The sequence below is a fragment of the Streptomyces antarcticus genome (assembly GCF_026627255.1).
In the GTDB taxonomy this organism is placed as follows: domain Bacteria; phylum Actinomycetota; class Actinomycetes; order Streptomycetales; family Streptomycetaceae; genus Streptomyces; species Streptomyces antarcticus.
Map to the genome: position 1 here is coordinate 78,473 of NZ_JAPNLM010000018.1, position 16,432 is coordinate 94,904.

Below are 16,432 nucleotides of genomic sequence, written 5' to 3' on the forward strand. Positions count from 1 at the left end.
GTGGATGTCAGGTCTCGGGGGGAGGGGTGCCTTCCCCTGCTGACAAGAACCACGCTACGGAGCCTTGCGGTCAGTTCCCGTCCTCAATCGCCGTTCAGCGCGCCGCGTTCCCGGCGTCGTCCGGGCGGAGCGCCGGGAGCGCGGTGGCCGGCTCCGGCAGCAGGGCCTTGGCGAGGTCCTGGCCGCCCTTCTCGTCCAGCCCGTACATCGCCTCGTAGATCTTGCGGACCGCGGGGCCCGAGGCGCCGGAGCCGGTGCCGCCCTGGGAGATCGTCATGACGATCGCGTAGTCCTCGGTGTACGAGGCGAACCACGAGGTGGTCTGTTTGCCCTGGACCTCGGCGGTGCCGGTCTTGGCGTGCATGGGGATCTGCTTCTGCGGCCAGCCGCCGAAGCGCCAGGCGGCGCTGCCGGTGGTGGCCACGTCGGCGAGGGCCCCGTCGATGTCGTTGCGCAGCTTCGCGTCCATCGGCAGCCTGCCCTGGACCTTCGGGGCGATCTCCCGGACCGAGTTGCCGTCGGCGCTGACGACGGCCTTGCCGACGCTGGGCTGGTGGAGGGTGCCGCCGTTGGCGATGGCCGCGTAGACGGAGGCCATCTGGACCGGGGTGACGAGGGTGTCGCCCTGGCCGATCGAGTAGTTGATGGCGTCGCCCTCGCGCATCTGGTCGCCCTGGCGGCAGTTCTCGTAGGCGATCTTCTCGGCGAAGGTGCCGTTCTTCTTGCCGTCGCGGCACCAGGCGGCCTTGCTCGCCTCGAAGAAGTCCTGCTTCCACTTGCGGTCGGGGACCCGGCCGGGGACCTCGTTCGGCAGGTCGATGCCGGTGGGCTTGCCCAGGCCGAACGCGTGAGCGGTCTTGAAGAACCAGTCGTTGGGGTTCTTCTTGGGGTTGATGCCGCCGTCCTTCTTCCACTCCTGGTCCGCGATGGCGTAGTACACCGTGTCGCAGGAGACCTCCAGGGCGCGGCCGATGGTGATGTCGCCGTAGCCCTGGGACTCGAAGTTCGTGAAGGTCTGGGAGCCGACCGAGTACGAGCTCGGGCAGGGATAGCGCCGGTTGAAGGGGTAGCCGGCGTTCACCGCGGCCGTCGAGGAGACCACCTTGAAGACGGAGCCCGGGGCCGCCTGGCCCTGGATCGCCCGGTTCAGCAGCGGGTAGTTCGACTTCTTGTCGGTGAGCTTGGCGTAGTCCTTGCCGGAGATGCCGCCCACCCAGGCGTTCGGGTCGTAGGTCGGGTTCGAGGCCATCGCCACGACGCGGCCGGTCTTGGCCTCCATCACGACGACGGCGCCCGAGTCCGCCACGTAGTTCTTGCGGGTGTTGTTCTTGTCGAACGTCTTGCGGGCCTCGACCATGGCGTTGTTCAGCTCGCGCTCGGCGACCGCCTGCACCCGGGAGTCGATCGAGGTCACCACGTTCGAGCCGGGCTGCGACCTGTCGGTCTGGCCCTGCCCGGTGACCCGCCCCAGGTTGTCGACCTCGTAGCGGGTGATCCCGGCCTTGCCCCGCAGGTCCTTGTCGTACGTCCGCTCCAGGCCCGAGCGGCCCACCTGGTCGGAGCGCAGGTACGGCGAGTCGGAGTTCTTCGCCTTGGCGATCTCCTCGTCGGTCACCGGGGAGAGGTAGCCGAGCACCTGGGAGGTGTTGGCCCCGTCCGGTCCGGCGTAGCGGCGCATCGCGGTGGGCTCGGCGGTGATCCCGGGGAAGTCCTCGGCGTGCTCGTGGATCTGGAGCGCCTGCTCGGTGGTGGCCTCGTCGCTGACCGGGATCGGCTGGTAGGGAGAACCGTTCCAGCAGGGCTGCGGCGTCTTGGCGTCGCACAGCCTGACCTTGTCGACGACTTCCTGGGGGTTCATGCCCAGGACCCCGGCGAGGCGCGTCAGCACACCCGTACCGCGGTCCTTCATCTTGAGCAGCTCGGTGCGGCTGGCGGAGACCACGAGGTGGGTCTGGCTGTCGGCGAGCGGGACCCCGCGCGAATCGAGGATCGAGCCGCGGACCGCGGGCTGCACCACCCGCTGGACGTGGTTGTTCTTGGCCTCGTCCGTGTATTCCTGGCCGTTGCGTATCTGGAGGTACCAGAGTCTTCCGCCCAGGGTGAGCAGGAGCGAGAAGACGACGATCTGGATGACGACGAGCCGGTTCTGGACCCGAGGGGTCCGGCCGGTCTCGGGTATGTTGCTCAACTCTGCTCTCCCCCGGGCGGCTGCTCCGCGTACGCCCGGTCGAGTGTAGATCGGGCTCCCCTCAGAAGGGGAAACGCGTCCGCCCGTGCTGCACCGAGATCCACTTCTGGGTCGTGAACGCCTCGACCGTCGCCTCGCCGTTCAGCCGCCCCAGCCCCGATGCCTTCTCCCCGCCGAAGGCGGCCAGCGGCTCGTCCGCGATCGTGGAGTCGTTGACGTGGATCATCCCCGTCTCGATGCGCTGCGCGAAGCGCACGCCCCGCTCCACGTCCCGGGTGTGCACCGCGCCGCTGAGCCCGTACGGGGTCAGGTTGGTCAGCCGTACGGCCTCGTCCTCACCGTCGAAGACGACCAGCAGGGCCACCGGGCCGAAGATCTCCTGGCCCAGCAGCGGGGAGTCCTCGGGGAGACCGGCCAGGACGGTCGGTTCCACCAGGTTGCCGCGCGTAGAACCGCGTACGAGCGCCTGCGCGCCCTCGGCGACGGCCCGGTCCACGAGCGCGGTGAGGGCGTCGGCCTGGAAGGAGTTGATCAGCGGGCCGATGTGGGTGTCCGCGTCGTGCGGGTCACCCGTCTTCAGGGCGCGGACCCGGGCGGTGAACTTCTCGGTGAACTCCTCCGCGACGGAGGCGTCGACCAGGATGCGGTTGGCGGCCATGCAGACCTGGCCCTGGTAGACGAACCGGCTGAAGACGGCCGCGTCCACCGCGTAGTCCAGGTCGGCGTCGTCGAGGACGACGAGCGCGCTGTTCCCGCTGAGCTCCAGGACGGTCCGCTTGAAGTGACGGGCGGCGACGGCTCCCACGTGCCTGCCGACGCGGTCCGAGCCGGCGAAGGAGATCACCTTCGGGACGGGGTGCGTCAGGAGGGCGTCGCCGATCTCCGCTATGTCGGTGACCAGGACGTTCAGCAGGCCCGCGGGGAGTCCGGCGTCCTCGAAGATCTTGGCGATGACCCCGCCGCCGACCACGGGCGCGTTCTGGTTCGGCTTGATCACGACGGCGTTGCCCAGGGCCAGGGCCGGGGCGACGGACTTCAGGGTGACCAGGAAGGGGAAGTTGAACGGGCTGATCACGGTGACGACGCCGACCGGGAGGCGCTGGACCCGGTTCTCCTTGCCCTCGACCGGCGAGGCCAGGATGCGGCCCTCGGGGCGTACGGCCAGCTGGATCGCCTCGCGCATGAACTCCATCGCGCTGTGGACCTCGTACTCGGCCTTGGGACGGGTCCCGCCGAGCTCGTCGATCATCGCCTCGACGATCTCCTTCTCGCGCTCCTCGGTGATCCGCAGGGCGCGCTCCAGGACTGCGCGTCTGGAGTAGGGGCTGGTGGCGGCCCAGTCGCGCTGGGCGCGCTCGGCGCCGCGGTAGGCCTGGTCCACCTGCTCGACGGTGGCCACGGTGATGGCGGCGAGCTTCTCGCCGTTGTACGGGTTGACGTCGATGATGTCCCACGAACCGGTACCGGCCAGCCATTCGCCGTCGATGTACTGGTGAGCCAGGTCGCTGAATATGGACATGCCATCCCTTACTGCGAGCGCGCACCCGTGCGCTGCACCGGAGACCGATCGGTCGTCATGCACTGATCAGACGTCATAGTACGTGCGAATCAAGACAGTTGGAGCAGACCGCGAAGAAGATCCCTTGTCTGGCCGGGGTCCGGGCAGTCGGCCTGGAGTCGCTCCATGGCCCTGCCGTACTGCCCCACTTCCTCGTCCTTGTCCAGGTAGAGGGCACTGGTGAGCTGTTCCAGATAGACGATGTCCTGGAGGTCCGACTCGGGGAAGCGCAGCAGCGTGAAGGCCCCGCTCTCGCCCGCGTGGCCGCCGAAGGAGAACGGCATGACCTGGAGCTGCACGTTGGGCCGCTGGGAGATCTCGATGAGGTGCTCCAACTGGCCGCGCATGACGTCGCGGTCGCCGTACGGGCGGCGCAGGGCGGCCTCGTCGAGCACGGCGTGGAAGACCGGGGCGCTCTCGGAGACGAGGGCCTTCTGCCGCTCGAGACGCAGCGCGACCCGCCGGTCGATCTCGGCCGTGGTGGCGCCGGGCATGCCGCGGCGGACGACGGCCTGGGCGTAGGCCTCGGTCTGGAGCAGTCCGTGGACGAACTGGACCTCGTAGATGCGGATGTGCGAGGCGGCGCCCTCCAGACCGATGTACGTCTGGAACCACCCGGGCAGTACGTCTCCGTAACTGTGCCACCAGCCGGTGGCGTTGGCCTCGCGGACCAGTCCCAGGAGGGATTCGCGCTCCGCGTCGTCCGTGACCCCGTAGAGCGTGAGGAGGTCCTCGACGTCCCGTGCCTTGAAGCTCACCCTTCCCAACTCCAAGCGGCTGATCTTCGATTCGGATGCGCGGATCGAGTAGCCGGCCGCCTCGCGGGTGATGCCGCGGGATTCACGGAGTCGCCTGAGCTGCGAGCCCAGGAGGATTCGGCGCACCACAGAACCGCTGGCTTCTGCGGTCACTAGTCCTGCCCTCCCCATCGCGATGGATGTGCGCCCCTTCCGCACTCTCGTGCGGGCGGGACAGCCAGCGGGGCCCCCGTACCCCAGGGCCGCAGTCTGCCACCAAAACGCACCCGCCCGTACTCGTTCTGTAACGGAATCCCGCCTCCGGGGAAAGAAGTCCGTCCGTATACGTAGGAAGAAATGAGCAAGAACCGTCACGTGAGTGGACAGGTCCGGCGCATGCACGTGCATCTGCCCTTGCATCCGGCTCCGCCATTCGGAACGATGGTCCCCGCGCACCTGCGTGCTGTTCGCGCCGGCGCACGGACCCACCCCGCAGTTCTCTTTGGACGAGGCCGCCGCTTCGCCCGCGAATCCCGGGAGTGCCTCGCATGGGGACGAATGGATCGACCATGCTCGAGCCGTTACGGCAGGGGCTTCCCCCGGTCGACCCCACGGCTGTCTCCGGGTCCGCCTCCTGCGCTCTGCCCGCCCGGTTCGAGGCGGTGCGGGGCGCCCGCACTTTCACCCGCTCGACACTGTGCCAGTGGGGTCTCGACGACCGCTTCGACGACGTGTCGCTGGTCGTCTCCGAGCTCGTCACCAACGCGCTGCGCCATGCCCTGCCCGAGGACGCGCGGGGTGCGTGCGCCGAGGCTGAGCCGCCGGTACGGCTGCACCTGATGCGGTGGAGCACGCGGCTGGTGTGCGCGGTGCGCGACCCCAGCGAGGACCGGCCCGGCGGGGCCTTCTCCCCGGAGCGCACGGAGGAGAACTTCGACCTGGAGTCCGGCCGCGGGCTGTTCCTGGTCGACTCCTACAGCGACAGCTGGGGCTGGCACCCGCTCGCGGGACGGCTCACCGGCAAGGTGGTCTGGGCGCTGTTCCTGCTCCACGACTGAGCCGCGGCGCCGTCGCCCGGCAACAGCGGCGGACCCGCCCCGTACACGCCAGCCGGCCGGGATTGATCACTGCGATCAATCCCGGCCGTGCACGTGCATGGCTTGTATGGGTGCGCTGTTCCTTCAGCCGATCAAGTGATCGAACTCGCCGTCCTTGACCCCCAGGAGCAGCGCCTCTATCTCGGCGGGCGTGTACACGAGCGCCGGTCCATCGGGAAAGCGTGAGTTGCGCATGGCGACGTCGCCGCCGGGCAGTCTCGCGAACTCCACACAAGAGCCCTGCGAGTTGCTGTGTCTGCTCTTCTGCCACGTCAGCTCAAACAAGGAAGCGAGTTCTGCAGCTGCCATCCCGTTGTACGCGTGGTCCACAGGAAGCCCCCGATAGTGCAGATGTCAACTGCACCGGATCATAGCTGTGTTCATAAGTGCCTGCATGGGCAGATGCACGTGCACGGAGGGTGGTCCACTGATCACAAAAGGGCCCCCTTCAGGGCCGCAGCGCTTCGGACACCTCGTCGAGGGAGTCCACGAGCTGCTCGGCCGCCCCGCGCAGCACTCCCGACGCCGGGGTGTCCCAGGCCGTCAGCAGGGCCCGTACGCCGTCCCATTGCGGGACGCGCCGCTCCCGTACGGCCTTGGCCCCCGCCTCCGTCGCGTCGCGCAGCGCCCCGGCGAACTCGGCCGCGCCCGGCACCGGGGCCCCGTCCCGGTCCGGGGGGTGGGCCTCCAGCAGCATGGCGTGGCGGCCCATCGCCGCCAGGGCGTCCCCCGCCCCCTCGGCCGCCGCCCGGGACAGACCGCGGTGGCGCACCGGCTCTCCCGCCGCCCGCGTGAGCGCGTCCTGCCAGGCGATGCGGGCGTCGCGGGTGTCCAGCAGGGCCTCGCGGACGTCGGCGCGACGGGCCCCGGCCGGATCGGCGTACTGGCCGAGCACGGCGGCCGCGTACCGTCCGTCCGCGGCCAGCCAGTCGGCGAGACGGGTGCGCAGCCGCGGGGTCTCCCAGGCCGGGTAGAGGGCGTAGGCGGCCATCGCGAGCAGCCCGCCGACCAGCGTCAGGGTCACCCGGTCGGGCACGGTCTGGTCCCAGCGGACCCCGCCCATGCCGAGCAGGAAGACGACGTACGCGGAGACGAAGAGCTGCGCGACGGCGTACCCGGTGCGCATCAGGACGTACATCAGGCCCGCGCTGACCACGGCGAGCAGGCCCGACAGGTACATGCCCGGCTGGGCGAGCTGCACGATGCCGGTGGCGACCGCGACCCCGACCAGGGTCCCGGCGAAGCGGGCGACGGCGCGGGAGTAGGTCTGGGTGAAGTCCGGCCGCATCACCATCACTGAGGCCATCGGGGCCCAGTAGGCGTGCCCGAGCGGCAGCGCCAGTCCGATCACCAGGCCCGCGCAGGCCACGGCGGTGACGCGCAGGGCGTGCCGCAGGATCGGCGACCCGGGCCGCAGCTCCGCCCGTACGGTTTTCAGGACCAGCGGCGCCATCCGCCACAGGGTGGGCCGCAGCATCGACTCCCCCGGCTCGGCGGTGCGCCCCGAGCCGGGCTCGACCGTCTCCCGTACGTCGTCCAGCAGCGCGGCGAGCCGGCGCGCGGCCCGCAGCGGCGCGCCGGTGAGGAGGTCCGCCGTGTCGGGGGACCTCCGGACGGAGAGGGCCGGGGCGGGCGGCCGGACCGGCTCCCCGTGCCGGATCGCCCGCGCGGCGGCGTCGAGCACCGACCCGGCGGCGGCGAGCAGCTCCCGCACCCGGTCCCGGGCCGGCCCCTCGGCCGGAGCCCCCACGGCCGGATCGGCGAGCGACGCCAGCACGGGCCGGATCCGCTCGGCGAGCCCCCGCGCGCCGTGCAGCTCGGCGGGGCGCCGCCGGGCCTGGCGGGCGCTGACGGTGGCGGCGGCGCGGGCCCGCATCAGCGGCTGCGGGTCGAAGGGCGCGTGGGGATCGTGGCGCAGCCGCCGGGCGTAGTCGGCCTCGGCGGCGAGCGCGTCGGCCAGGGCGTCGCGCTGGGCGCCCCAGCGGCGGATGGGGAAGAGGACGATCAGCAGCGCCTGGACCACCCCGCCGGCGGCGATCATCGCGGCGTGGCCGGCGGGCTGCGGGTCTGCGGGCTGCGGGTCAGCGGGGCAGCGGGCTGCGCCTGCCGCCCATGTGGGCGCGGTCGGCGGCCGCCGTGCCGTCCTCCCAGCCCGCGTGGTCGGTGGCGCCGCGCAGCCGGGTCGTCGTGGTGCGGGGGAACATCTCGTCCGCCCGGGAGGTGACCGCCACGTCGCGGGCCACCAGGGCCGGCAGGTTGTCCGGGGCCTCGGCGGCCGTGTGCTCGGCGGTCTCGGCGAGCCGCTGGCCGAGCCTGCTGGCGTACGCGAGCAGGAACGACTGCCGGAAGGTCTTCGTCCGCTTACGCCCGCCGGAGCGCTGCGCGGCCTCCGCGCGGGTCATCGCCGCCGTGCCCTGCACGAGCAGCGAGGTGTACAGCAGCTCCACCGCCTCCAGGTCGCTCTCGAAGCCGACCACCGTGGAGAACTCGAAGCCGCTGTTCCACACCGCCCGGCAGCGGTTGGCGGTGGCCACCGCGTCGAGCAGGACCGCCTTGGCCTCCTCGTACGGCGGCTCGACACCGATCCGGGACGCCCCCGGCACCCGCGCGGGCCCGCCGCCGCGCGCCGCGAGCAGCGCCTCGTCCACGGTGTGCCGGGCCATCAGCTCCTGGGCCTTGGCGCTGAGCGCCTCCGCCTCCTCCGGGAACGTGGTCGCCTCGGCCTTGGCGAGCAGGGCCCGGATGCGGCCGAGCATGCGCGGCTCGATGTGCGCGTGCTCCCCGGGGTCCGCCGGGTCGCCCGGCAGCGGGCCCACCGGCTCGATCGAGGGCAGCCGGATCAGCAGCCGCAGCACTTCCAGAACCGCGCCGGCCAGCGTGAACCGGTCCGTCCGCTCCCGCTGCGCCAGCTGGTCGGCGTACTCCCCGTCGCTCCCCCACCACGCCTCGGCGTCCGTCCACCGGGCGGGGAGCCGGGCGTAGCGGCGCGCCTCGGCGGCGATCAGGTCGCCGGTGATCCTCAGGTGCCGCTCGTCGAGGTCGCGGCGCACCAGCCGCAGCACGTCGGCCGGCTGCCAGCCGCGCTCCCAGCCCTGCCGTACGTACGCCTCCCCGCGCGCGAGCAGCTCCTGCCCCACCCCGGGCCACAGCGCGGGCTCGGCGACGAGCACGGACGCGCCGGTGTCCAGCCCGGCGTCGTCCTGGGCGTAGAGGGCGGCGGCGAAGGCTCGGTCGACGGTCTCGGCAAGGTCTCTCACACCCTTCAGCTTGGCATGTCCCCCCACCGACACCGCTCCACCCCCGCCCGGCCCGTTCCAGCCCCGCCGGGCACCCACTCCGACCCCGCCGAGGGGCTGCCATCGCAGCCCCGCCGGCGTTTGAGGCGCGGGGTCCGGGGCGGAGCCCCGGCAACGGCGCGGCACCCGAGCCCGGCTCCCCCGCCCGCCCGAACCCCGCGAGCCCCGGCACGGGCCAGAACCCCCCGAGCCCCCGGCCGGGGCCCGGCACGGCGCCACCCCCCTGTCAGACCCGGGTGGGACACTCGCACCCGTGAGCGAAAACGCCGGCCGGTGGGCCCTCGCCGAGGACGCCGACGGGTGGTGGCACGCCGCGCCCGTCACCCCCGGGCCCCCGACCGGGACCGGGACCCCGCAGGGCCCCGCCGGGCCCCGGCTCCGCGTCCGCGACCCCGCCGAGGCGGTACGGGCCGCCCCCGCCGGGACGCGATGGGTGTGGCGGTCCACCGCCGCCGTGTACCCCCGCCTGCTCGCCGCAGGCGCCCGCGTCGAGCGGTGCCACGACGTCGAGGACGCCGAGCTGCTGCTGCTCGGCCACGAGGGCCGGTTCGGGGAGCCCCGGTCGGCGGCGGCCGCCTGGGCCCGGCTCAGGAACGAGCCCGTACCGCCCGATCCGCCGCAGCGGGCCGCCGTGCCCGGCACGCAGGACTCCCTCTTCGACCCCCAGCCCGCTCCCGTACCCCTCGACGCCCTGCTCGCGGTCCACGCCGACCAGGCGGCCCGCCTCGGTGCCACCGCCCACCCCGACCGGATGCGGCTGCTCGTCGCCGCCGAGTCCGCAGCCTTCCTCGTCGCCGCCGAGATGAACCGCGCGGGCCTGCCCTGGCGGGCCGACGTACACCGCGCCCTGCTCACCGACCTGCTCGGCGAGCGGTACGGCGGCGGCGGCGAACCCCGCCGGCTCGCCGAACTCGCCGACGAGGTGTCCGCCGCGTTCGGCCGCCGCGTGCGCCCCGACCTGCCCGCCGACGTGATCAGGGCCTTCGCCGAAGCCGGGATCAAACTCAAGTCCACCCGCCGCTGGGAGATCCAGGAGCTGGACCACCCCGCCGTCGAGCCGCTGATCGCGCACAAGAAGCTGTACCGGATCTACACCGCCCACGGCTGGAGCTGGCTCGCCGACTGGGTCCACGACGGCCGCTTCCGCCCCGAGTTCATCCCCGGCGGGACCCTCACCGGCCGCTGGATCACCAACGGCGGCGGGGCCCTGCAGATCCCCAAGGTGATCCGCCGTGCGGTCGTCGCCGACCCCGGCTGGCGGCTCGTCGTCGCCGACGCCGACCAGATGGAACCCCGCGTCCTGGCCGCGATCTCCCGCGACCCCGCCTTCATGGAGGTGGCCGGCCGGCCCGAGGACCTCTACACCGCCGTCTCCCGCCAGGGCTTCTCCGGCGACCGGGACAAGGCGAAGCTCGCCGTCCTCGGCGCCGTCTACGGGCAGACCTCCGGCGACGGCCTGAAGAACCTCGCCGCACTGCGCCGCCGCTTCCCCCTGGCGGTGGCGTACGTGGACGACGCCGCCCGGGCGGGCGAGGAGGGACGGCTCGTACGGACCTGGCTGGGCCGCACCAGCCCGCCCCCCGCGACCCCCGCCGACGCGGACGCCGACGCGTACGGGGACGGGAACGGGAACGGCGGCGGGGAGGGCGGCGAGGCGGGCCTCCCCCAGGAGCGCGACGACGCCTGGACCCCGAGCTACGCCTCGACCAACACCCGCGCCCGCGGCCGCTTCACGCGCAACTTCGTGGTGCAGGGCAGCGCCGCGGACTGGGCCCTGCTGCTGCTCGCGGCCCTGCGTCAGGCGATGGCCGGGATGCGGGCCGAGCTGGTGTTCTTCCAGCACGACGAGGTGATCGTGCACTGCCCCGCCGAGGAGGCCGCGGCGGTCGCCGAGGCGATCCGCACGGCCGGGGACCGGGCCGGGCGGATCACCTTCGGCGACACCCCGGTCCGGTTCCCGTTCACGACGGCGATCGTGGAGTGCTACGCCGACGCCAAGTGACCGCGGCCCGGGTCTGACCCCGGGGCCGGGCCCGCCCGGAACCGGCCCAGCACCGGCCCCGGGATCAGGCCGGGCCCTCCAGCGCCTTCAGCTCGTGGACGTAGATGTGGAACTCGTCGCGGACGAAGCCCTCCGCCTCGTACAGCCCCTGCGCGACGTGGTTGTCGTACGCCGTCTCCAGCTGCACCGCGGCCGCTCCCGCCGCGGCGGCGCGGCGCAGCACCTCGCGCAGCAGGGCCGTCGCCGCGCCCGTACGCCGCCCGGCCGGGGCGACGTACAGGTCGCTGAGGATCCAGGCGGGCCGCAGGGCGAGGGAGGAGAACGTGCGGTAGACCTGCGCGAACCCGACCGTCCCCGCTCCCGGAACCTCGGCGAGCAGCACCAGCGACTCGTCCTTGGCGATCCGCTCGGCGAGGAACTCCCTCGGCCGGTCCGGGTCCTCGACGCGCACCTCGTAGAAGTCGAGGTAGCCGCGGAACAGCGCGGCGGCGGCGTCGAGGTCCGCCTCCCCGGCGGTGCGGAGCACGACCCCGGTGTCCGGCTGCCGTTCCTGCGATGCCTGACCGTTCATGTACGCCATCTCTCCCTCTGCCGACGTTCCGCGCGGAAGCCCAGTGTGCGCGGGACGGGGAGGGAAAGGGGACGGGAGGGACGCGCGCGGAACCCGTACGCCTACTGCTTGCCGGCGGCCGGCTGGCCGGGCAGCTTGAACACGTGGTCCGGGGTCACCACCTCGGTGATCGCCTGGCCGAACAGGGAGCTGGGCTCGGACCCCTCGTCGGCGATGTCGGTGTTGAGCAGCACCACCATCGTGGCCTGCGCCTCGGGCAGGTACACGGTCAGGGACTGGTAGCCGGGCAGCGAACCGTTGTGCCCGATCCAGCCCTCCGCGTTGAAGATGCCGAGACCGTAGCCGGTGTCGGGCAGGTTCCCGGCCGGGCTGGTCTTCAGCCGCTGCGCCTGGGTGGCCGGGGTCAGCAGCTGCCCGGTGGCCACGCTCTTCGCCCAGACCTTCAGGTCGGCGAGGTCGGAGATCATCGCGCCGGCGGCCCACCCCCACGAGGGGTTCCAGTCGGTGGCGTCCTCGGTCTTCCCGGAGGCCGTCTGGTTCGTGTATCCGTGGGCGTGCGGCGAGGGGAACTCCGCTCCCAGCGGGAAGAGCGTGTGCTTCAGCCCGGCGGGTGCGACGACCTCCTTGTTGATGTACTCGGCGAGGGGTGTGCCGGTGACCTTCTCGACGACCAGGCCGAGCAGGATCAGGTTCGTGTTGCAGTACTGGAACCGCGCACCGGGCTCGAACTGGACCGGGTGCGAGAAGGAGAACGCGAGCAGCTCCCGCGGGGTGAAGCTCCCCCGGGGGTCGCTGGTCAGCGCCTTGAAGAAGCCCTCGTCCTCCGAGTAGTTGAACAGCCCGCTGCGCATCCCGGCCAGCTCGCGCAGCGTGATCCGGTCGCCGTTCGGGACGCCGGAGACGTACTTCCCGATCGGATCGTCCAGGCCGGCCCGGCCCTCGTCCACCAGCTGGAGCAGGGCGGTCACGGTGAACGTCTTGGTCTCGCTGCCCATCCGCATGAAGAGGCCGGTGGTCATCGGCTGGCCCGTCGCCTTGTCCGCGACACCGAAGGCCCGTACGTACTCGCCCTTGCCCGGCGCCGACAGGGACACCATCACCCCCGGCACCTTCGCCTCGTCCATGACCCCGCGGACCGCCTCGTCCAGCCGTGCGGCCACGGCCGGGGTGAGCTGCGGGAAGGCGTCCGACGCGGGATCGGTGGCCGCGACCGCCGCGACGGGGGGCGCCGCGCCCCAGGCATGGGCGGTGCCACCGCCGAGGGGCGCCACCACGAGCCCTACCGCGGCCGCCGCCGTCGCCGCGCTGCGCCATCGTGTCGCCATGACGGGCCTCCTACGGTGCCGAGGCGAAAAATCCTCCCTCCACGCTAGCCTCGGGCCCCGCCCCGAGCGACCGGACCACGGCCCGGCCCGGACAGAAGGCCCCGTCCGGTGACTCTCCGAGCCAGAGTCTCCCTCCGCGGACCGGGGTGTGCCCGAGGTTGTCCCATGCCTTATGTTGCAGAGGCAGATACACGGGGGACTTCGCATGTCGCAGGCGCAGCATCCGCGCCCCGGAGCGGTTGTTGACGCTCGACGAGCCGAGACTGAGGCGACGGACGACGGATGGCAAGGGACTACGACAGCCAGCTCCTGGAGTCGGTGACGGTACGCCGCCGCAGGATGGGGGACGCGCTGCTGTTCGGCGCGCAGCGGGCGCGGCGCACGGCGGACGAGCGGCTCGGGAAGCTGTTCGCGGGCATCGCCATCGCGGCTGTCCTGTGCGCGGGTTGCGTCGGGTGGTCCTTCATCCAGCACACGCTCGCCAAGCAGAAGGCCGAGCAGCAGCGGCAGCAGAGCCGCGTGGAACAGGTCGGACCGCCGGCGAAGTCACCGCAGCCGACGGGCCCGTCCGCGACGACCCACGCGTCCGCGGCGCCGCACCCGTCGTCGTCGCGGAAACCACAGAAGTCGCCACAACCCACGCGTACGCCCAAGACACCCAAGCCGACACAGTCGTAGAGGCAGAGGCAAGGTAGAGGCAGTGGGGACGCAGACGTGTGCAGATCCGGGAAAGCTCACCGCCCCACAGCAGAACTATGTCCCCTTGGCCCCGAAAGGTCGCAAATCCGCGATGATAGGTTCCGGTAAGTGGTGAGCACAGCAACGACTTCCCGGGCGCAACTGAGCCGGGTGACCCTGGTCGGCGAGCGGCGCCGGGCCGACATGGTCCTGCCCTCCGACACTCCGATCGGGCAACTGCTCCCGGACATACTGCAGCTGCTCGACGACCGGGCCGCGTCGCGCCCGATGACGCGTCAGCTGATCACGCCGGACGGTTCCGCGCTGCCGCACGACAGCACGCTCGCGTCGGCCGGGATAGCCGACGGCGCCGTCCTGCGGCTCGTACGGTCCCACTCCGCGCCGCCCGCGCCCGTGGTCCACGACGTCACCGACCTGGTGGCCGACGACCTCGACCTGCGGGCCTGGCGCTGGCGTCCGGCCGCCCGCCGGCGCAGCGCGGGCGTGGCGACCGTCGCCTTCGCGGTGACGGCCGCGCTGCTCGCCCGCCGCGAGTTCACGCTCGACGCCCTGGCCGTCGCCCTCGGTGCCGTCACGCTCGTCCTGCTGGCGGCCGGCGCGCTCGTCGCCCGGATCGGGCAGGGCAACCGGGGCCTGGCGACCGCCCTCCTGCTCGCCTCCGGCGGTCTGGGCGTCCTCACAGCGTGGACCGCCTCGGACGCCCACCACTGGTCGGGCGGCGCACGGCTCGCCGCCGTCGCGGGCGCGCTCGTCCTGACGCTGGTGCTGCTCGGCTACTTCTCGCCGCTCGGCCGGGGCGGGCTCATCGGCGCCGTGGTCACCGCTGTGATCACCGCCGTGTGGGAAGCCGTCGCCGCCGTCCAAAGCGATCCGGCCCGGCTCGGCGCGGTCATGCTCCTCTTCTCCGTGGTGCTGCTCGGCCTGCTGCCGCGGCTCGCCCTGATGGCCTCGGGGCTCACCGCGCTCGACGACCGCCGCTCGGGTGGCGCCTCGGTCAGCCGCCACGAGGTGGGCAACGCGCTCGCCGCCACACACCGGGGGCTCGCCCTCGCGACGATCGTCACCGCGATCTCGGCGGCGGCGGCCGGCTGGCTGCTGACACTGGCCGCGGAGCCGACCGTGTGGACGGTGGTGCTGCCGACGCTCGCCGTGGTGGTGCTCCTGTCGAGAGCGCGCGCCTTCCCGCTGGTCGCCGAGGTCGTGGCGCTGTTCGCCGCCGCGGCGTTGCTCGTCGTACGCCTCGTGATGCTGTGGACCGGGCACGGCGGGGGCGCCGGACCGCTCGCCGTCCTCGCGGTGGCGGCGCTGTTGCCGCTGCTCGTGCTCGCGGTGCAGCCGCCGGAGCACGTGCGGGTGCGGTTGCGGCGTACCGCCGACCTCTTCGAGTCGGTCGGCATGGTGGGGCTCTTCCCGATCGCCATCGGGGTGTTCGGTGTGTACGGGCAGCTGCTCGACAAGTTCTGAGTCCACGCGCAGGCGCTCCGGGCGGGGCGGCAGATCGGAATGAAGAGGGGCGGGGCAGGGATGCCGAGCGGAGACAACTGGCAGGGCGATGTCCTGCGCGACCTGAGGTCGGGCGCCGCGGCGCCCGACGCCCGGCCACCGTCGCACGGCCCGGCCGCCCCACAACCCCCGCACGGCCCGGCCGCCGCGCAACCGCCCGCGCAGCCGTCGCACGGCCCGGCCGGCGCGCAGCCACCGCACGGCCCGGCCGGCGCGCAGCCACCGCACGGCCCGGCCGGCGCGCAGCCCCCGCACGGCCCCGGCTTCCCGGCCCGGGGGGCCGGCGGCGCGGTCCACGGCAGCGCGGAGCCGGCACCCGCCGCTCCAGCTCCCGCGCCCGGTTCAGCTCCCGTTCCCGCCCCCGCGCCCCTCCGCGGCGGTCGGCAGTCCGCCCAGCCCCCCGGCGGCGCCCCGTACCCGCACCCGCAGCCCGCCCCGGGCCGCGGACACCCCGAGGCGGCCCCCCAAGGCCACGGCCCGCGGCATCAGCCGACGGGCCCGCCGGCCCGTACCCCCGACTCCCGGCCCGCCGTCGACACGGACCTGGCCGGGGCGGTACGCAAGCCCCGCCACGGCGAGCCCTTCGCCACCCGCGCGGCCCGCGCCGTACGGCGAATCGTTTCCTCATCCGTCGCGCGCGAGGTCGCCGAAGCCACCCGCGCCGCCGAACTGCTCCAGCAGCCCGTCACCACCGGCCGCCAGATCGCCGTCACCTCCATCCGCGGCGGCGCCGGCAAGTCCACGGTCGCCGCCCTGCTCGGCACGACGTACGCCCACTACCGGCAGGACCCCGTCCTCTTCGTCGAGGCCGACCCCGCCCTCGGCTCCCTGCCCGTCCGCCTCGGCGCCGAGACCCTGCGCTGGACCACCGGCGACGTCGCGGACATCGTCGAACCCCAGATGTCGCTGCTCGACGTCACCGGCTACCTCGTCCAGCTCCGCGACAACGCCTGGCTGCTCCCCGGCAGCCAGGGGCAGATCGGCGCGATGCTCGACACCCGGTCCTACGAGCGGGCCATGGTCGCGCTCCGCCGCTACTTCGGCGTGACCGTCGTCGACTGCGAGACCCTGCCCGCCGAGGTCGCCCGCGTCGCGCTCTCCGCCTCCCAGGCCCGCGTCCTCACCACCCCCGCGACCCTCGACGGCGTCGCCAGCACGTACGCGGTCCTGCAGTGGATGCGGGGGCTGCCCCCGCACATGATCGCCGGCACGGTCGTCGTGCTCACCGAGCAGACACCGCACCCGGGGATCGACCTCGCCGAAGCGGCCCGCACCCTCCGGGCCACCGGGACGAGCGTCCACGTCCTGCCGTACGACCGGCACTTGGCGGCCGGCGGGCCCATCCGACCCGAGCTGCTCGCCCACTCGACCCGGCAGACCGCCACCCGGCTCGCCGCGGACGCCTTCCAGCTCTCCCAGAAGCGGCACTGACCGAGATGCCGAACCCCACCGCACC

At 73.1% G+C, this 16,432-nt stretch carries 12 protein-coding genes and 1 pseudogene; 5 read left to right on the top strand and 8 right to left on the bottom strand.

Features of this window, described 5'->3' with window-relative positions; genetic code table 11:
- Window positions 1–94: 94 nt before the first annotated feature.
- From mrdA to OTB16_RS25285, 3 genes are all read right to left on the bottom strand, one after another.
- A complete protein-coding gene (gene mrdA / locus OTB16_RS25275) occupies window positions 95–2,188 on the bottom strand; it encodes a penicillin-binding protein 2 (protein ID WP_267723093.1) in 2,094 nt (697 codons plus the stop codon).
- 61 nt (window positions 2,189–2,249) lie between these two features.
- On the bottom strand, window positions 2,250–3,707 hold the full coding sequence (locus OTB16_RS25280) for an aldehyde dehydrogenase family protein (RefSeq protein ID WP_267723094.1): 1,458 nt from the start codon (window positions 3,705–3,707) through the stop codon (window positions 2,250–2,252).
- Window positions 3,708–3,796: 89 nt separating this feature from the next.
- Window positions 3,797–4,675 (bottom strand): helix-turn-helix domain-containing protein, encoded by an 879-nt coding sequence (locus OTB16_RS25285; RefSeq protein ID WP_267723095.1) that lies wholly within the window; start codon window positions 4,673–4,675, stop codon window positions 3,797–3,799.
- A 356-nt stretch (window positions 4,676–5,031) separates the two neighbouring features.
- Here OTB16_RS25285 and OTB16_RS25290 point away from each other — a divergent pair, with 356 nt between their 5' ends.
- A complete protein-coding gene (locus OTB16_RS25290) occupies window positions 5,032–5,541 on the top strand; it encodes an ATP-binding protein (RefSeq protein WP_267723096.1) in 510 nt (169 codons plus the stop codon).
- A 123-nt stretch (window positions 5,542–5,664) separates the two neighbouring features.
- On the opposite strand, the gene OTB16_RS25295 is transcribed toward OTB16_RS25290, so the two are convergent.
- The 3 genes from OTB16_RS25295 to OTB16_RS25305 all read right to left on the bottom strand — a co-directional run bounded on the left by OTB16_RS25295 (window position 5,665) and on the right by OTB16_RS25305 (window position 8,846).
- Window positions 5,665–5,910 (bottom strand): DUF397 domain-containing protein, encoded by a 246-nt coding sequence (locus OTB16_RS25295; RefSeq protein ID WP_069920830.1) that lies wholly within the window; start codon window positions 5,908–5,910, stop codon window positions 5,665–5,667.
- A gap of 118 nt (window positions 5,911–6,028) precedes the next feature.
- On the bottom strand, window positions 6,029–7,621 hold the full coding sequence (locus OTB16_RS25300; protein WP_267723098.1) for an FUSC family protein: 1,593 nt from the start codon (window positions 7,619–7,621) through the stop codon (window positions 6,029–6,031).
- Between the two features lie 40 nt (window positions 7,622–7,661).
- Entirely contained in the window at window positions 7,662–8,846 is a 1,185-nt protein-coding gene (locus OTB16_RS25305) for a DUF2786 domain-containing protein (RefSeq protein WP_420717796.1), read from the bottom strand.
- A gap of 283 nt (window positions 8,847–9,129) precedes the next feature.
- Here OTB16_RS25305 and OTB16_RS25310 point away from each other — a divergent pair, with 283 nt between their 5' ends.
- Entirely contained in the window at window positions 9,130–10,878 is a 1,749-nt protein-coding gene (locus tag OTB16_RS25310) for a bifunctional 3'-5' exonuclease/DNA polymerase (RefSeq protein WP_267723100.1), read from the top strand.
- Window positions 10,879–10,942: 64 nt separating this feature from the next.
- Here OTB16_RS25310 and OTB16_RS25315 read toward each other — a convergent pair whose 3' ends face one another.
- Both OTB16_RS25315 and OTB16_RS25320 read right to left on the bottom strand, forming a co-directional pair.
- Window positions 10,943–11,449 carry a GNAT family N-acetyltransferase gene (locus tag OTB16_RS25315; protein ID WP_267723101.1) on the bottom strand — a complete coding sequence of 169 codons (507 nt, stop codon included), beginning with the start codon at window positions 11,447–11,449 and terminating at the stop codon, window positions 10,943–10,945.
- Between the two features lie 101 nt (window positions 11,450–11,550).
- On the bottom strand, window positions 11,551–12,774 hold the full coding sequence (locus OTB16_RS25320) for a serine hydrolase domain-containing protein (protein ID WP_267723102.1): 1,224 nt from the start codon (window positions 12,772–12,774) through the stop codon (window positions 11,551–11,553).
- A gap of 282 nt (window positions 12,775–13,056) precedes the next feature.
- Between OTB16_RS25320 and OTB16_RS25325 the strand changes: the two are divergent.
- From OTB16_RS25325 to OTB16_RS25335, 3 genes and pseudogenes are all read left to right on the top strand, one after another.
- Window positions 13,057–13,317, top strand: a pseudogene (locus OTB16_RS25325) (hypothetical protein); the annotation flags it as partial.
- A gap of 264 nt (window positions 13,318–13,581) precedes the next feature.
- On the top strand, window positions 13,582–14,937 hold the full coding sequence (eccD, locus tag OTB16_RS25330; protein WP_267723103.1) for a type VII secretion integral membrane protein EccD: 1,356 nt from the start codon (window positions 13,582–13,584) through the stop codon (window positions 14,935–14,937).
- 60 nt (window positions 14,938–14,997) lie between these two features.
- Window positions 14,998–16,407, top strand: coding sequence for a MinD/ParA family ATP-binding protein (locus tag OTB16_RS25335; RefSeq protein WP_267723105.1), 1,410 nt, complete (start codon window positions 14,998–15,000; stop codon window positions 16,405–16,407).
- Window positions 16,408–16,432: the final 25 nt, after the last annotated feature.

Coding starts and splice junctions, on each gene's coding strand:
- OTB16_RS25280 (WP_267723094.1), bottom strand. CDS start 3,707: ATGTCCATATTCAGCGACCTGGCTCACCAGTACATCGACGGCGAATGG.
- OTB16_RS25285 (WP_267723095.1), bottom strand. CDS start 4,675: ATGGGGAGGGCAGGACTAGTGACCGCAGAAGCCAGCGGTTCTGTGGTG.
- OTB16_RS25290 (WP_267723096.1), top strand. CDS start 5,032: ATGGGGACGAATGGATCGACCATGCTCGAGCCGTTACGGCAGGGGCTT.
- OTB16_RS25300 (WP_267723098.1), bottom strand. CDS start 7,621: ATGATCGCCGCCGGCGGGGTGGTCCAGGCGCTGCTGATCGTCCTCTTC.
- OTB16_RS25315 (WP_267723101.1), bottom strand. CDS start 11,449: ATGAACGGTCAGGCATCGCAGGAACGGCAGCCGGACACCGGGGTCGTG.
- OTB16_RS25320 (WP_267723102.1), bottom strand. CDS start 12,774: ATGGCGACACGATGGCGCAGCGCGGCGACGGCGGCGGCCGCGGTAGGG.
- OTB16_RS25335 (WP_267723105.1), top strand. CDS start 14,998: ATGCCGAGCGGAGACAACTGGCAGGGCGATGTCCTGCGCGACCTGAGG.